The 14,199-nt window shown below is 68.0% G+C and carries 13 protein-coding genes and 1 pseudogene; 5 read left to right on the forward strand and 9 right to left on the reverse strand.

Annotated features, from left to right (window positions below; translation table 11 throughout):
- Positions 1 to 303: 303 nt before the first annotated feature.
- Entirely contained in the window at positions 304 to 1,776 is a 1,473-nt protein-coding gene (locus BDI24065_RS39915; RefSeq protein WP_175035815.1) for a sigma-54 dependent transcriptional regulator, read from the forward strand.
- 1,095 nt (positions 1,777 to 2,871) lie between these two features.
- Here BDI24065_RS39915 and BDI24065_RS39920 read toward each other — a convergent pair.
- Positions 2,872 to 3,654, reverse strand: coding sequence for an ABC transporter substrate-binding protein (locus BDI24065_RS39920; protein ID WP_011355847.1), 783 nt, complete (start codon positions 3,652 to 3,654; stop codon positions 2,872 to 2,874).
- Between the two features lie 234 nt (positions 3,655 to 3,888).
- Between BDI24065_RS39920 and BDI24065_RS39925 the strand changes: the two genes are divergently transcribed.
- Entirely contained in the window at positions 3,889 to 4,308 is a 420-nt protein-coding gene (locus tag BDI24065_RS39925) for an MbcA/ParS/Xre antitoxin family protein (RefSeq protein ID WP_175035807.1), read from the forward strand.
- A gap of 2 nt (positions 4,309 to 4,310) precedes the next feature.
- Positions 4,311 to 5,006 (forward strand): RES family NAD+ phosphorylase, encoded by a 696-nt coding sequence (locus tag BDI24065_RS39930; RefSeq protein WP_175035816.1) that lies wholly within the window; start codon positions 4,311 to 4,313, stop codon positions 5,004 to 5,006.
- A gap of 16 nt (positions 5,007 to 5,022) precedes the next feature.
- Here the strand turns inward: BDI24065_RS39930 and BDI24065_RS39935 are convergent, their stop codons facing one another.
- Positions 5,023 to 5,754, reverse strand: coding sequence for a metallophosphoesterase (locus tag BDI24065_RS39935; RefSeq protein WP_175035808.1), 732 nt, complete (start codon positions 5,752 to 5,754; stop codon positions 5,023 to 5,025).
- Between the two features lie 137 nt (positions 5,755 to 5,891).
- On the opposite strand from BDI24065_RS39935, the gene BDI24065_RS39940 reads away from it, so the two are divergent.
- Complete coding sequence (locus BDI24065_RS39940; RefSeq protein WP_175035809.1) at positions 5,892 to 6,545, forward strand: DUF1345 domain-containing protein; 654 nt, start codon at positions 5,892 to 5,894, stop codon at positions 6,543 to 6,545.
- Positions 6,546 to 6,557: 12 nt separating this feature from the next.
- On the opposite strand, the gene BDI24065_RS39945 is transcribed toward BDI24065_RS39940, so the two are convergent.
- The gene (locus BDI24065_RS39945) at positions 6,558 to 7,226 is read right to left on the reverse strand and encodes a glutathione S-transferase (protein WP_175035810.1); all 669 of its coding nucleotides are present in this window, start codon (positions 7,224 to 7,226) and stop codon (positions 6,558 to 6,560) included.
- Between the two features lie 140 nt (positions 7,227 to 7,366).
- The gene (locus BDI24065_RS39950) at positions 7,367 to 8,074 is read right to left on the reverse strand and encodes a class I SAM-dependent methyltransferase (protein ID WP_175035811.1); all 708 of its coding nucleotides are present in this window, start codon (positions 8,072 to 8,074) and stop codon (positions 7,367 to 7,369) included.
- A gap of 307 nt (positions 8,075 to 8,381) precedes the next feature.
- On the opposite strand from BDI24065_RS39950, the gene BDI24065_RS39955 reads away from it, so the two are divergent.
- A complete protein-coding gene (locus tag BDI24065_RS39955; protein ID WP_175035817.1) occupies positions 8,382 to 10,034 on the forward strand; it encodes a DUF3459 domain-containing protein in 1,653 nt (550 codons plus the stop codon).
- Between the two features lie 70 nt (positions 10,035 to 10,104).
- Here BDI24065_RS39955 and BDI24065_RS39960 read toward each other — a convergent pair whose 3' ends face one another.
- The 5 genes and pseudogenes from BDI24065_RS39960 to BDI24065_RS39980 form a co-directional block, all read right to left on the reverse strand.
- Positions 10,105 to 10,692, reverse strand: a complete 588-nt coding sequence (locus BDI24065_RS39960) for a thiamine phosphate synthase (protein WP_175035812.1) — start codon at positions 10,690 to 10,692, stop codon at positions 10,105 to 10,107.
- Between the two features lie 19 nt (positions 10,693 to 10,711).
- The gene (locus tag BDI24065_RS39965) at positions 10,712 to 12,055 is read right to left on the reverse strand and encodes a hemolysin family protein (RefSeq protein ID WP_174919047.1); all 1,344 of its coding nucleotides are present in this window, start codon (positions 12,053 to 12,055) and stop codon (positions 10,712 to 10,714) included.
- Between the two features lie 76 nt (positions 12,056 to 12,131).
- Positions 12,132 to 12,911, reverse strand: a complete 780-nt coding sequence (locus tag BDI24065_RS39970; RefSeq protein ID WP_175035813.1) for a sensor histidine kinase — start codon at positions 12,909 to 12,911, stop codon at positions 12,132 to 12,134.
- A 67-nt stretch (positions 12,912 to 12,978) separates the two neighbouring features.
- Positions 12,979 to 13,902 (reverse strand): DMT family transporter, encoded by a 924-nt coding sequence (locus BDI24065_RS39975; protein WP_175035814.1) that lies wholly within the window; start codon positions 13,900 to 13,902, stop codon positions 12,979 to 12,981.
- A gap of 41 nt (positions 13,903 to 13,943) precedes the next feature.
- A pseudogene (locus tag BDI24065_RS39980) lies at positions 13,944 to 14,199 on the reverse strand (LysR family transcriptional regulator); the annotation flags it as partial.

Raw genomic sequence — 14,199 nt, forward strand, 5'->3', positions numbered from 1 at the left:
GGCGAGCCGATCCCGCCTGCGCCGCATCGCCCGCGAACGCCGCGCGCCAGCACCGGCGCGGCTTTGCGGGCCGCGCAGCCGTTTGTTCCGGGCGCGCGCCGCGCACGCCACCGGGATAACACCCATCTAGCCGCGCGCCGGCCGCATCGATATACCGTTCATGACACTGTCCACCTCACGTGCGATTCATGCGCGGGGGGATTTTATTCGGACGGAAATGCGGCCAATATGTCGGTTCGATCGAGGTCCGTCGCACGCGACGGCGAGCCGGCGCGCGATACCAACGCCAAGCGGGGAACAACGATGGTTGCTAGGTCACCTGACGCAAACGGGCACGCGGTGCCCGAGATGACGCATGTGTCCGTCACCGCGCCCGAAGACGGACGCAAGCTGTTCGTGATCATGCGTTCGCCCGACGAGCCGTTGCTTGCGCAACTGCGCGGGCTCGGCTGGGAAATTTCCGTCGCGAAGACGGCCGGCGCCGCGCAGAACATGACGTCCGGCGTGACCGTCGCCGCCGGGCTGGTCGATTTCACCGGGTTCACGTCGCGCGACTATCCGGCGCTTAAAGCGTGCCTGAGCCAGCCGTCGATCGGCTGGATTTCCATCGCGCAGGCCGGCATCACGATCAGCCCCGCGGTGCGCGAACTGATCCGCAGCTATTGCTTCGATTACGTGACCCTTCCGTTGCCCTACGAATGGATTTCGCACGTGCTCGGTCATGCGCGCGGGATGGCCGCGCTCGATCGCGTCGATGGCGCGGCCTATGCGGCGTCGATCGGCGAACACGGGATGATCGGCAACTGCGAGGCGATGCAGCAGCTGTTCAGCACGATCCGCAAGGTCGCGAAGACCGACGCGAGCGTGTTCATCTCGGGCGAGTCGGGCACCGGCAAGGAGTTGACGGCGCTCGCGATTCACGAGCGTTCCGGCCGCGGCAAGGGGCCGTTCGTCGCGATCAATTGCGGCGCGATTCCGCATCACCTGCTGCAGTCGGAACTGTTCGGCTACGAGCGCGGCGCGTTCACCGGCGCGAACCAGCGGCGTGCGGGCCGGATCGAATCGGCGAACGGCGGCACGCTGTTTCTCGACGAAATCGGCGACATGCCGGTCGAAAGCCAGGCGAGCCTGCTGCGCTTCCTGCAGGAAGGGAAGATCGAGCGGCTCGGCGGGCAGGAATCGATTCCGGTCGACGTGCGGATCATCTCGGCCACCCACGTGGATCTCGACGGCGCGGTCGAAGCCGGGCGCTTCCGTGCGGACCTGTATCACCGTCTGTGCGTGCTTCGTATCCACGAGCCGCCGCTGCGCGCGCGCGGCAAGGACATCGACATCCTCGCGCACTACGTGCTGCAGAAGTACAAGGCCGACAGCGGCCGCAAGATCAGCGGATTCACGTCGGCCGCGCTCGACGCGATGCGGCGCTACGAGTGGCCCGGCAATGTGCGCGAGCTGATCAACCGCGTGCGGCGCGCGATCGTGATGGCAGAGAGCCGGCTGCTGACGCCGCACGATCTCGGGCTCGACACGCCGGGCGAAACCGAACCCGTGACGCTCGAACAGGCGCGTGCGCTTGCCGAACGCACCGCGATCGAGAATGCGCTGCTGCGCAACGATCACCGCATCAACAAGGCTGCCGCCGAGCTCGGCATTTCGCGTGTGACGCTCTACCGGATGATGATCGAGCACGGGCTGAACGATCACGACAACAACGGCGGGAACGGCGATCACGACGGCACGACGCCCGGCGACGCGGGGCATCAGCGGGTCGGCTGAGCGGCGTGCGCGTGACGCGTGAACCGGTTCAGCGACAGGTCCTGAGCCGGTGCGGCGCGAATGTGACGGGCAGCGCGCACGGCACGACCGCGACGATGCGCCGCGCGCGGGCGAGGCGGGTCATCTCACGGCTCCCGTATCGCCGACGGCATGTAAAGCGCATGAAACATTTCGCTTCGGCCGCCACGCAAATTTGCGCGGCAAATCCGGGTGAACGGCCGGTTGCCCATCGGTAAAAATGCCGCGCTGCATTGTTCAGCCTTATCCGGCAAGGCCGGGCCGCGACGCACCCGATGCGTGCCGCGCGCCGCGTGTTTCAGTTTCGTAACTTCCCGCTTTCCGCCCCCGTTCCGGTTGCCACGCTGCCCGGTCAAACCCTTGTCCGGACGGGCTTGCGCGAAGCTGGCCCGCTCCTTGCGGAAGTGTGCGTGCGAAAGTCGACGATGCACGGTCCGCCCGGTTCGGCAGCGAACCCTGTCAGTACCGGCCAGGACACAGTCCGCGGGGATGCGGCGGCGGAGCGCGGCACAACAGCCGCGTTCCGGCGAGCACGGAGCGTCGTCGCCTGATCGTCGGAGCACCGGCCTCGTCCGGTTGCTGGAACAACCATCAGACTGATACGGGGAAGAAAAATGATCGATCGCCACACGCCGCGGCCGGCAGGCCGCGATCGCAGTGATTCGGAGCATCGCCGGTCGAACGTCGCACTCGCAGCCGGCCGGCATGCATCGACAGGCCATCTCTCCGCGCCCGGTGCGAGGCGGATCCGGCTGATTGCCGGTCATCCGCGCCGGGTCGGCACTTTCCTGCACGCGAACCCGATACGCAAGGGCATGTGCGCACGGGCGCCGGTACCTCGACGCCCGGTCTTCGCCTACTGACTGAAGCCGCACGATATCCGTTCGTGCCGGGCATCGTCGTCGCGAACGATCAATCTGGAATCCGAATGAAATGCGCAGCGTCGTGCCGCACGTGCGACGGATGATGCATTCGAAGTGACGGCAAACGGCATCGAGCCGTTGCCGTCCGGTTGTGAGGGGAGGGGCGGTCGGACGCGCGCGACGGGAGTGGCGCCCGTACGCGCGCGACGCCGTTTCAGCCGCCGTAGATGTCGAAGTCGAAGTACTTCGACGCGAGCCGCTTGTAGGTACCGTCCTTGACCATGTCGAGGATGGCGCCATCGATCTTTGCCTTCAGGTCGGTGTCCTCCTTGCGCAGCCCGATGCCCGCGCCGATGCCGAGCACCTTGTCGTCGACGAGCTCGGGGCCGACGAACGTGTAGTTCGCGCCGCGCGACGATTTCAGGAACCCGATGGCCGCCTGCACTTCGTCCTGCAGCGCCGCGTCGAGGCGGCCCGAGGTCAGGTCCGCGTACACGCCGTCCTGGTTCTGGTACGACACGACGTTCGCGCCTTGCTTGCCCCAGTACGCCTTCGCATACGTTTCCTGCGTCGTGCCCTGCTCGACGCCGATCGATTTGCCCTTCAGCGATTCGGCCGTCGGCAGCAGCGGCGAGCCCTTCTTCACGACGAGCCGCGTCGGCTGGTTGTAGATTTTCGTCGTGAAGCCGATCTGCTGCGCACGCTGCGGCGTGATCGACATCGACGACAGCACCGCGTCGAACTTCTTCGCCTTCAGCGCCGGAATCATCCCGTCGAAATCATTCTCGAGCCACACGCACTTCGCCTTCAGGCGTGCGCAGATCTCGTTGCCGAGGTCGATGTCGAAGCCGACGAGCTTGCCGTCGGGTGCCTTCGACTCGAACGGCGCGTAGCTGGCATCGGTGCCGAAGCGGATCGTGGTCCAGTCCTTCGCGACGGCGGGGCCTGCGGATACCGCGAGCAGGGCGATCGAAACAGCGGCAATCAGTCTCTTCATGGTGCGTTCCTTGGCGGGGTGCTTCCGGTTTCTGTGCGACACGGTTTCACGGACCCGAACCGCATCTGCGCACGGTGTCCGCACGGCCATTAACGCAGAAAATAAAATAAGAGTCCAGAATGGACAAAAAATATCGTTTTGTCGGATATGCAGGCCGATCGGCGGGTCTTGACCCTTGCAAAAATACGAAAATGGACTAATCTTGTTAGTAAATTCGTTTCGAGACTAACGATCATGTCACAGCCCGCCTATGAATCGCACTCCGCCCCGCCGCAGGCCTCGGTCGCGCAGATGTCGGCGGCCGGCCTGCGTGCGTTTTTCAACATCGCGCGCGACTGGGAGCTGACGATCGACGAGCAGATCGTGCTGCTCGGGTCGCCCGGCCGTTCGACGTTCTTCAAGTGGAAGTCCACGCCGGAATCGGCGCGGCTGCCGCGCGATACGCTCGAGCGGCTATCGCTGTTGCTCGGCATCTACAAGGCGCTGCAGATCCTGCTGCCGCAGCCGGCCGCGGCCGATGCGTGGGTCAAGCGGCCCAACGACGCGGCGCCGTTCGGCGGCAAGCGCGCACTCGACCGGATGCTCGCCGGCAACGTCGGCGATCTGGTCGCCATCCGGCAATATCTCGACGCGATGCGAGGTGGCTGGGCGTGACAATGCCGATCCAAGCACAACAATGGCCCACGACCGCGGTCGACTGGGCACCTGCCTATCGCGTGATTCCCACCCGTTTTCCGGCGATCAACCTGTTCGACCGCGTGGCCTCGGCGGACGATTTCGACGCGCTTTACGCACTCGAATCGCTGACCAACGACCGCATCCGCAACGAAGTCGGCACGCTCGACCTCGTGCCGCCCGCCGAGCGCCGCTACGGGCAGGGCTGGGGGCCGATCATGGCCGCGTTCACGCACCTGAATCCGCAGGGCAGCCGCTTTTCCGACGGCAGCTATGGCGTGTTCTACTGCGGGCGTTCGCGCGATACGGCGATCGCCGAAACGCGTTATCACAGCGCGCTGTTCCTGGAAGCGACGAAGGAGCCGCCGATGCGCCAGCAGATGCGGCTCTACACGGTGATCGCGCAAGGCGATGTGGCCGACATACGCACGTGGCCGCAACGCGATCCGGCGTTGCTGCACCCGCTCGACTACAGCGCCGGGCAGGCGCTCGGTCGCGCGGTGCGCCATGCGGGCGGCGCGGGGATCGTCTATCCGTCGGTGCGCGACCCGCGCGGCGAGTGCCTGGCGGCGTTTCGCACCGCGCTGCTGCGCGATTGCCATCACGCGGCCTACCTCGAATACAACTGGAACGGCTCGGCCGTCGATGCGGTGTTCGAACTGAACCAGGTCGGCTAGGGCCCGCGCGCGGGTGTCATGGCAGCGGCCAGTCGCCCGCGTGGCGTTCGCGCGCTTCGGCCTGCGTCATCGACCAGGTGCGGCCGGTGCGCGGCTCGGCGAGCGTGAGCCGCCCGGCCGGTGCGAACGCGCCCGTGTCGATGAACCACTGCGCGCCGATCCGCTGCGGCGCACGCACCGGCGTGTGCCCGGTACAGGTCAGCGACAGCCCGGCCTGCCGCACCGGATCGGCGAGCCCCTGGACGAGATCGCGGCCCCAGATCAGCCGCTCGCGCACGTCGTGCGAATAGCTGCCCGTGTCGAGATCGGCGTCCGAGCCGAAGAATTCCGCATGCAGCACGTTGAAGCGCCCGGGGCCGTCGCCGATCACGCGCACCAGCGGCAGCGCGTCGACGCGCGCCGCATGCGCGCGCAGCCGTTCCGGCGGCAGGTCGGCGCCCCAGTCGCCGCCGATCCCGCGCCACGCGTCGGGCGACAGCTTGCCGCGCGCCACGAGACTCATCACTTCCTCGTGATTGCCGCGCACGACGTGGCACCACGGGCGGTCGAGCAGGTCGAGCGTGGTTTCGGAGGCAGGGCCGCGGTCGACGAGGTCGCCGACCGAGAACAGGCGGTCGCGAGCCGGATCGAAGCGGGTGTCGTGCAGCAGTGCGCGCAGCACATCCACGCAGCCGTGCAGGTCGCCGACGACGAAGTCGCGGCCGGCCGTGTTCGCCGGATGGTGGCAGAGGGGGGCGGTGGCAGTCATCCCAATATCTTAGGCGCTCGCGCCCATCGCCACGTCACGATGGAATGACGATAATCGGGGCAGTACCCGCCGGTGCGGCGCAGCGGGCTGTCCTGCACGCCGGCCGAAACCTTTCCATCCGCTTTCGAAATCACACGATGACGCTTTATCCGCAGGTATTACGCAACCGGCCGCGCATGGTCGCGGCGTTCGTCGCCGGCGTGCTGTGCGCGCTGCTGCTGCCGTTTCCGCTGCGTCCGACCGTGCGTGCGCTGATCGGCTGGGATTGCGCGATCTGGCTGTATCTCGTACTGATGTGGGTGCGCATGGTCACTGCGCACCATCACAAGGTGCGCGAAGTCGCGATCCGCGAAGATGAAAACGCGACGACCGTGCTGACCGTCGTGTGCATCGCGACCGTCGCGAGCGTCGCCGCGATCGCGATCGAGCTCGCCACGGCCAAGAGCGTCGGCTTCAGCGCGGGGCTCAGCCACTACGCGATCACGGGCGCGACGCTGTTCGGCGCGTGGTTCCTGATCCCGACGATCTTCACGCTGCACTACGCGCGGCTCTATTACGGTTCGCCGAGCGGCGATCGCGCACTGCGCTTCCCGGACAAGAACCCCGAACCCGACTACTGGGATTTCCTGTATTTCGCGTTCACGATCGCGGTCGCGTCGCAGACGGCCGACGTGTCGACGACGAACCGCTCCGCGCGGCGCTCGGTGCTCGCGCAGTCGATCCTGTCGTTCTACTTCAACATGGCCGTGCTCGGGCTGTCGATCAACGTCGCGGCGGGCCTGCTGAGCTGACGCAGGCCAAGGCTACTTGAGCAGTTCGTACGGGCCGCCGCGCTCCAGTGCCCGCTGGTATGCCGGCCTCGCGTGGATCGCGTCGAGAAAGCGCGCGATCGCCGGATGCCGGCTGTCGCCCCCGCGCGCGGTCGCGGCTTCGAGCGGAAAGCTCATCTGGATGTCGGCTGCGCTGAAAGCGTCGCCGACGAACCAGCCGGTGCGGCTCAGCGTGGCGTCGATATAGCCGAGATGCAGCGCGATCTGCGGATCGACGAAGCTCGATTGCAGCGTGTCGGCGATCTTGCGCGCGATCGGCCGTGCGAAGAACGGCATCGGCGCATGCGCGATCCGCAGCGCGACGAGCTTGAGCAGCAGCGGCGGCATCGCCGACCCTTCCGCGTAGTGCAGCCAGTACGTGTAGTCGTGCCGCTCGGGCGTGCCGGGCTGCGGCGCGAGGCGCCCGTTGCCGTAGCGTTCGACCAGGTACTCGATGATCGCGCCCGATTCGGCGTACGTGCGGCCGTCGTCGGTGACAACGGGCGACTTGCCGAGCGGATGGATCGCACGCAACTCGGGTGGCGCGAGCATCGTCTTCGGATCGCGCGCGTAGCGCACGATCTCGTACGGCACATCCAGTTCTTCGAGCAGCCAGAGCACGCGCTGCGAGCGCGAGTTGTTCAGGTGATGGACGGTGAGCATGTCGACGCCGGAAGTGGGGGCGGGAACGACATCATACCCAGCACGTGCGGCGCGTACGCGAAACGTATCGCGCGCCGTGACGAGCCGTGTCTAGCCAACCGTGTCTGGCGCGACCGCGTCTAACCGACCGCCCCGATCCATCATGCGCGCCGCACTGCGATCCACGCGCCCCAGAACAGGCTCGCGAAAAAGCGCAGCGGCGCATCGAAGCCCGCATCGCGCAGCAGGCCGAACACGGCGTCCTCGGACGCGGGCGGATCGGCGCCCTGCAGGATCTTCGCGAGTTGCGCGCGCACCGCGTCGGGCGTTGCGCCTTTCATGCGCCAGCGTTGCTGCCATGCGTCGAGCAGGCGAGGGTGGTCCGCGTAGCGGCGATGGTTGCCGGCGAGCACGAGCGGCGCGCCGGGCTTCAGGCGCCGCGCGATCGCATGCAGCAGCGCCGCCTTCGCTTCGTCGCCCGGGACATGATGCAGCACGCCGATCAGTGTCGCGCCGTCGAACGCGGGCGCATCGGGCAACGCATCGACACCGTCCTCGACGAATGCCGTGCGCGCGCCGAAGCCCGCGGCCTCGACGTTCGAGCGCGCGAGCGCGAGCATCGGCACGGACGGGTCGACGGCCGTGAACCGCCAGCCCGGCTCGAGCGCGGCCGTCACGCAGATTTCCTGCCCCGTGCCGCCCGCGCCCGCGACGAGAATCTGCGCATCGGGTACATCGATCGCCGACGCGAGCATGCACGCGGTGAGTTCGTGGCACGCATCGTAGCCGGCGAGTGCGATGCGGGATTGCTCGGCGTATTCGTGGGCGCGTGCCGGATCGAATTTGGCGGCGCTGGCGGGAAGCGACATGGCGGGTTCCTCGGGTGGGGGGCGGACGACGTGTCCGCGAGCATGGCGCAGAGCGTAAGCGTGCGCGGCCGGTGCAACAAGGCGAGCAGTCATTCCGGTATGCCGGCTACCTGACTCGCCGGCATCTGCCGGAATGCGGGTTTTCCAGGGGTCGATTCGTATTTAAAAATGTCCGGGAACGATGCATCGCGGTGGCGAATCCGGCGCATACTCGTTTCTCTCCCCCCGCCTGGCCGTCGCATGCCGGGCCCCGATGTGCCGCGCCGATGACGCGGCCATGCCGCTCGGTACGCACGAGGAGCGCATGATGTCCGATTGTCCGCACGATCCGTATGCGCAGCACCATATTCACTGCTTGCCGTTCGGTGCACAGCCCTGTGGCGCGCTTGGCACATCGCCACGCACGCATTTTCGCGTGTGGGCGCCGGGCAGCACGCAGGTCCAGCTCGAACTCGATACCGGCTTCGGCCCGCTGCTCGTGCCGATGGCGGCCGCCGGCACGAACTGGTTCGAAGTCTTTGCCGATTGCGGTGCGGGGGCGCTTTACCGCTATCGCCTCGACGATACGGTATCGATTCCCGATCCCGCGTCGCGCTCCCAACCCGAAGGGCTCAATGGCCCGAGCGCGGTCGTCGATCCGCGCGCGTTCACGTGGCGCCAGACGTTCTGGCACGGACGTGCATGGGAAGACATCGCGCTCTATGCGATTCGCCCGCACGCGGTGGGCGGCTTCGATGGCGTGCGCCGGCGTTTGCCGCAACTCGCGCGACTCGGCGTAACTGCGCTGGAGTTGCTGGCTTCGCCGCACGACAGCCTGCCGTTCGCGCCGCTCGCGGCCGAAGGCGGCCCCGACGCGCTGAAGGCACTGATCGACGACGCGCATGGCTACGGTCTCGCGGTGCTGCTGGAGCTCGACTATGCGCGCTTCGGCAGCGGCACGGATGCGCTGCGGCACTACGCGGCACCGTTCTTCCATACGCGCGACGATCCGCTGCAGGCGCCGCCGCTCGCGCTGGATCATCCGGAAGTCTGCGATTTCTTTTGCGACAACGCGCTGTACTGGATCGACGAGTACCGTTGCGACGGGCTGCGCCTGCGCGAAGCCGACCGCATCGGCGTGTCGTGGCTGCGCGAGATCGCGGACCGCGTGCGGGCGGCCGTGCCGGCCGACCGTCTCATCCATCTCGTACTCGGCAGCGAGCGGCATCCGGCGCATCTTGCCGATACCCATTTCGATGCGCAGTGGAACGGGTGCGGCGAACGCGCGCTACACCGGCTGACGGGGCGTGACGCGTCGGCCCACGAAGGCATTTCCACGCACCAGTCGATCCATACGCTCGCCCGTGCGCTGACCGCGGCCGGGGCGGCATTCCAGCCGGCCGGGTCGGGAGAAGGCATGACAGGCGACAGCGGGCTGTCGTTGACGTCGCTGGTGCTCTCCGATGGCGCGTGGCGCGACAGCGGGCAGGGCGACCACGGGCAGGAGGCCGGTCTGGCCGCACTTGCGCTGTCGCTGCTCACGCCGCAGATTCCGTTGATCTTCGACGAAACCGCGCGCGACGTCGATCGCGCGCATTTCGTGCAGTCGGCGCTCGCGGTGCGCGCGAAGCTGATCGCGCCGCGGCTGTCCGATTGCCGGCCGCAGGATGCGCGTGCGCTGAAGTCGGACGGCGACGGCGATGCCGACGCGCTGCTCGCAGCATGGCGGCTCGCCGACGACGAGACGCTGACGATTGCGTTGAACCTGTCGCCCGAGGCACTGCCGTTCGACGCACCGAAAGGGCGGGTCGTGTTCGAGACGCCGGCGCGTGCGCGCGACCGGGTCGATGAAGGGGTATTGCCGCCGTATGCGCTCGTCGCGTGGCTGACGGGTGACGTCAACCGGTATGCGCTCACACACGATGCGCGTCGCATCGATGACGGTGCGTGGCGCGGCATGCGTCCGAACCTGAACGCATGACGATGTGAACGGGTAAGAGACCGAACGGCCGGGCGCATCTGCGCCCGGCTGCACCGCAGGAAATCCCGAGCTACCAGAATCCGCGAATGCCCGCGATGCCGTAGGCGCCGTGGCGGCGTGCATCGTCGAGGTGGGTACGCGTCATGCCGCCGAGTGCGAAAACGGGCATCGCGGCCGCGGCGGCCAGCGCATCGAACTGCGCCCAGCCGAGCGTCGGTGCACCGGGGTGGCTGAGTGTCGGCAACACGGGCGACAGCGTGACGAAATCCGCGCCGGCGCGCGCGGCCAGCAGCAGGTCGTCGCGCGTGTGACAGGCGGCGGATACCCGGCGTCCGGCCGGCAACGGCCGCTGCGTGGCGGCGCGCAACGCGGTGCCGTCGAGATGCCAGCCGGCGCCGTCGAGCCGCATCACGCCGGCCGCATCGATCGGGCCGTTCAGCATCAGGTGCGCGCCGGCCGCATCGCAACGCGCGAGCGCTTCGGTGGCGAGTGCAACGAACGCGGCTGCATCGAGCGATTTCACGCGCAGTTGCACGAGCGTCTCGCCGCGCGCGAGCACGGCCGACAGCCGATCGAGGAACACCGCGCAATCGGCCGCCGACGCGGACGCCGGCTCCGGCGTGATCACGCAGCAGCGCGGCAGCGTGGCGTTCGTCACGTGCGGCGAAGCGCGGCCGTCATTCGTCGGCCTCTTTCGCGATCTTCGGATAGACGCGCACGAGCACGATGCGCGGCCCGTTCATCTTCTTCACGACGACGTCGAAGCGGTCGAACGACACGCGCTGCCCTTCGGTCGGCAGGTCGCTGAGCGCCTGGATCACGAGGCCGCCGACCGATTCCGCTCGGCCTTCGTCGATGTCGATGCCGAGCGCCTGTTCGAGCGACACGACGGGCAGGCTGCCCTTGCCCATCAGCGTGCCGTCGTCGAGGCGGCTCCAGTCGGCGTCGCCCTGGCGGAACTCGTCGTGGATCTGGCCGACCAGCGCGCCGAGCAGGTTGTCGAGCGTCAGGAAGCCGATTGGTTTCTCCCCCTTGTTGCCGACCAGCGCGAAGTGCGGTGCGCCCTTGCGGAAGCGGCGGAACAGGTCGAGCGCCGGCGTGTCGGGCCTCACGTACTGCACGGGGCGCACATAGTCGGACAGATCCTCGAGCGCCGCGCCGGCGTGACGCGCGAGCAGCAGGTCCTTCAGGTGAATCAGCCCGCTTACCTGTTCGCGCGACGCATCCTCGAACAGCGGATAGCGGCTGAAGCGGTGGCGCGCGACGATTTCCATGTTGTCGGGCAGCGGCAGGTCGCGGCGCAGGCCGATCATTTCATGGGCCGGCCGCATCAGGTCCGATACCGTCATCGACGAAAAATCGAGCGAATGCGCGAGCGTGTTCCACTCGTCGTTGCTGTACGTGCCGCGCGCCGGCTGGGCCGGATTGCCGGCCGTGCTGCGGCGGCTGCGCAGGATCAGCTTCAGCTCGTCGGTCGAGTAGTGGGCGTCGCCGCCGTGGTCGGCGGACAGCCCCGCGAGCCGCAGCACCGCGTTGGCGCTGTTGTTGAGCACCCAGATCGCCGGATACATCGCCCAGTAGAACGCATAGAGCGGCAGCGCGACCCACAGGCCGACCTTCTCCGACTGGCGGATCGCCATCGATTTCGGTGCCAGCTCGCCGACGACGATGTGCAGGAACGAGATCAGCGAGAACGCGAACACGAGCGAGATCAGGTGCACGACGCGTTCGGACTGCACGCCGATCAGGTCGAGCAGCGGGCCGAGCAGTTGCGCGAAGGCCGGTTCGCCGACCCAGCCGAGGCCGAGCGACGCGAGCGTGATACCGAGCTGGCACGCGGAAAGATACGCGTCGAGCCGGCCGTGCACGATGCCGAGGATGCGGCCGCGCAGGCCGTGCTTGCGGGCCAGTGTCTTGACGCGCGTGGCGCGCAGTTTGACGAGGCCGAATTCGGCCGCGACGAAGAACCCGTTCAGGGCCACCAGGAACAACGCGCCGATGAGCGCGAAGATCTGTAACAAAGAAACACTCCGGTTATGACAGGCCCATCAGTATAGAGCCAGAAAGGAATTTGTAATGTATCGGGCAGCCGAATGCTTACACCGGCGCCTCGCAGGGGACGGAGAACGTGATGGTGGCCGTGGCGCCATCGGCGAACGCGTCGTGCGAGAACGTGCCGCCGTGTGCGAGCGCGACGCGCTGGCAGAGCGCGAGCGTCCAGGCGATCCGCTTGGCATCGCGCTCGCGCAGCATCTCGCGCCGTGCGAACGGTTCGAACGCGTGCGGCTGCGCGGGATCGGCGAGCGCGCCGGCGTTGACGGTGCAGGTGGCGCGCGCGGCGAACTGCACGCCGTCGCGTGCGCACGCGAACGTCACGCGGCTGCCGGCGGCGCTGGCTTCGACGGCTGCCGTCAGCATCGTCCAGAGCGCCTGCGCGATGCGTTCGCGGTCGGCGGTCAGCGACGGTTCGCCGTCCGGCAGCGTCGCGTCGAGCGTGACCTGCCGTGCGTCGGCGAGCGCGAAACGACCGAGCGCGATCGTGCCGTCGAGCAGCGCGCGCAGGGCGAACGGCTGCGGCTGGAGTGCGAGCGTGCGGGTTTCCGCGCGCGGCGCGTCGAGCACGTCGTCGATCAGCGCGACCTGCTGGTCGATCCCGGTGCGGATGCCCGCGAGTGCGCGCTGCAGGTTCGGGTCGGCGTTGGCGAGCTGGCGCTCGAGCACGTAGGCCCAGCTATGCATCGCGTTCAGCGGGCTGCGCAGGTCGTGCGACGCGGTGGAGAGCGCCTGGTCGCGCAGGAACAGCGCCGCCTGGGTGGTGTAATGCGCTGCGCGTTCGCGCAGCAGGTCGGCGGCGGGATCGACGGAAGTGGACGTCACGGAGCTGGCCTGTCGGAAGCGGTTGGCGTGGAAGTCACGCGAACCGCCATTATAGGGACGGTGCGTGTCACGCCGGCAGCGCGTCCTCGTCCTTTTTCCGGGCGTCGCCGTTCGGCAGCAGCTGGCACGCGAGCAGGCCGGCCAGCATCAGCGCGCAGCCGACGAGCGCGCGCAGCGTCAGCGTTTCGCCGAGCGCAGCCCAGCCGGCGATCGCCGCGAATACGCCTTCCATGCTGAAGATCACGGCCGCGTGCGCCGGCGCCGCGTCGCGTTGCGCGACGACCTGCAGTGTATAGCCGACGCCGACCGACAGCAGGCCGCCGTACAGCAGCGTCGGCAACGCGTTGCGCAGCATCGTGCCGCTGACCGGCTCGATGACGAGGCCGACCGCGAGGCACGCCACGCCGCACACGACGAACTGCATGAAGGCGAGCACGAGCGGATTGTGGCGCTTCGCGAAATGGCCGACGGCCATCACGTGCGCGGCGATGATCACGGCGCCGGCGAGCTGGAACCAGTCGCCGTACAGCACCGAGAAGTGCTCGTTGATGCTGAGGAAATACAGGCCGATCGCCGCGAGCAACGCGCCGAACCACGTGCCCGGGCCGATCCGGTGCCGCGCGAACACGCCCATCAGCGGCACGATCACGACGTACAGCGAGCTGATGAAGCCCGCGTTGGCGATGCGCGTGTACTGCAGGCCGATCTGCTGCAGCGAAATCGATACCGCCAGCAGCCCGCCGAGCGCGAGGCCCGGCAGCAGCAGCGCCGGCTCGCGGCGGATTGCCGCGAACTGCGCGCGCGACGCCGTGTTCAGCATCAGCAGCGGCACCAGCACCAGTGCGCCGAGCAGGAAGCGGAGCCCCGTGAACAGGAACGGCCCGATCACGTCGAGACTCAGGCGTTGGGCGACGAAAGCCGAACCCCAGATGGCGGCGGCGGCGAGCATCAGCAGGTTGGCACGGAGGTGCTTGCGGGCTTCGGGCTTCATTGGAATTCTTCTGAAGATTGCGGGCGGCGTAATCCGCCAGTTTACGCCGAGATTGCAAGGCTGTCGGCAAACCTTCGCAATGCGGCGGCGGCGCGTGCGTCGCGTACGCGCGAATACAGCACGACCTGCGACAGCGGCAGCGGCGGCAGCCCGAATTTCGCGCCGACGTCGACCAGCGTGCGCGGTGCGACACGCCGTGCCAGCGGGCAGACGGCGAGCCCCGCGGCAGCGGCGGCCGTGACCGCCGCCACGCCGCCGCCCGTAAAGCGCTCGCGCCACGGCCGCCCCGCATGGTCG

This window comes from Burkholderia lata (genome assembly GCF_902499025.1).
In the GTDB taxonomy this organism is placed as follows: domain Bacteria; phylum Pseudomonadota; class Gammaproteobacteria; order Burkholderiales; family Burkholderiaceae; genus Burkholderia; species Burkholderia lata_C.

What these genes read in the sequence shown, in the direction of transcription:
- BDI24065_RS39915 (WP_175035815.1), top strand. Translation starts at nt 304, where the DNA reads ATGGTTGCTAGGTCACCTGACGCAAACGGGCACGCGGTGCCCGAGATG.
- BDI24065_RS39920 (WP_011355847.1), bottom strand. Translation starts at nt 3,654, where the DNA reads ATGAAGAGACTGATTGCCGCTGTTTCGATCGCCCTGCTCGCGGTATCC.
- BDI24065_RS39925 (WP_175035807.1), top strand. Translation starts at nt 3,889, where the DNA reads ATGTCACAGCCCGCCTATGAATCGCACTCCGCCCCGCCGCAGGCCTCG.
- BDI24065_RS39930 (WP_175035816.1), top strand. Translation starts at nt 4,311, where the DNA reads ATGCCGATCCAAGCACAACAATGGCCCACGACCGCGGTCGACTGGGCA.
- BDI24065_RS39935 (WP_175035808.1), bottom strand. Translation starts at nt 5,754, where the DNA reads ATGACTGCCACCGCCCCCCTCTGCCACCATCCGGCGAACACGGCCGGC.
- BDI24065_RS39940 (WP_175035809.1), top strand. Translation starts at nt 5,892, where the DNA reads ATGACGCTTTATCCGCAGGTATTACGCAACCGGCCGCGCATGGTCGCG.
- BDI24065_RS39945 (WP_175035810.1), bottom strand. Translation starts at nt 7,226, where the DNA reads ATGCTCACCGTCCATCACCTGAACAACTCGCGCTCGCAGCGCGTGCTC.
- BDI24065_RS39950 (WP_175035811.1), bottom strand. Translation starts at nt 8,074, where the DNA reads ATGTCGCTTCCCGCCAGCGCCGCCAAATTCGATCCGGCACGCGCCCAC.
- BDI24065_RS39955 (WP_175035817.1), top strand. Translation starts at nt 8,382, where the DNA reads ATGTCCGATTGTCCGCACGATCCGTATGCGCAGCACCATATTCACTGC.
- BDI24065_RS39975 (WP_175035814.1), bottom strand. Translation starts at nt 13,902, where the DNA reads ATGAAGCCCGAAGCCCGCAAGCACCTCCGTGCCAACCTGCTGATGCTC.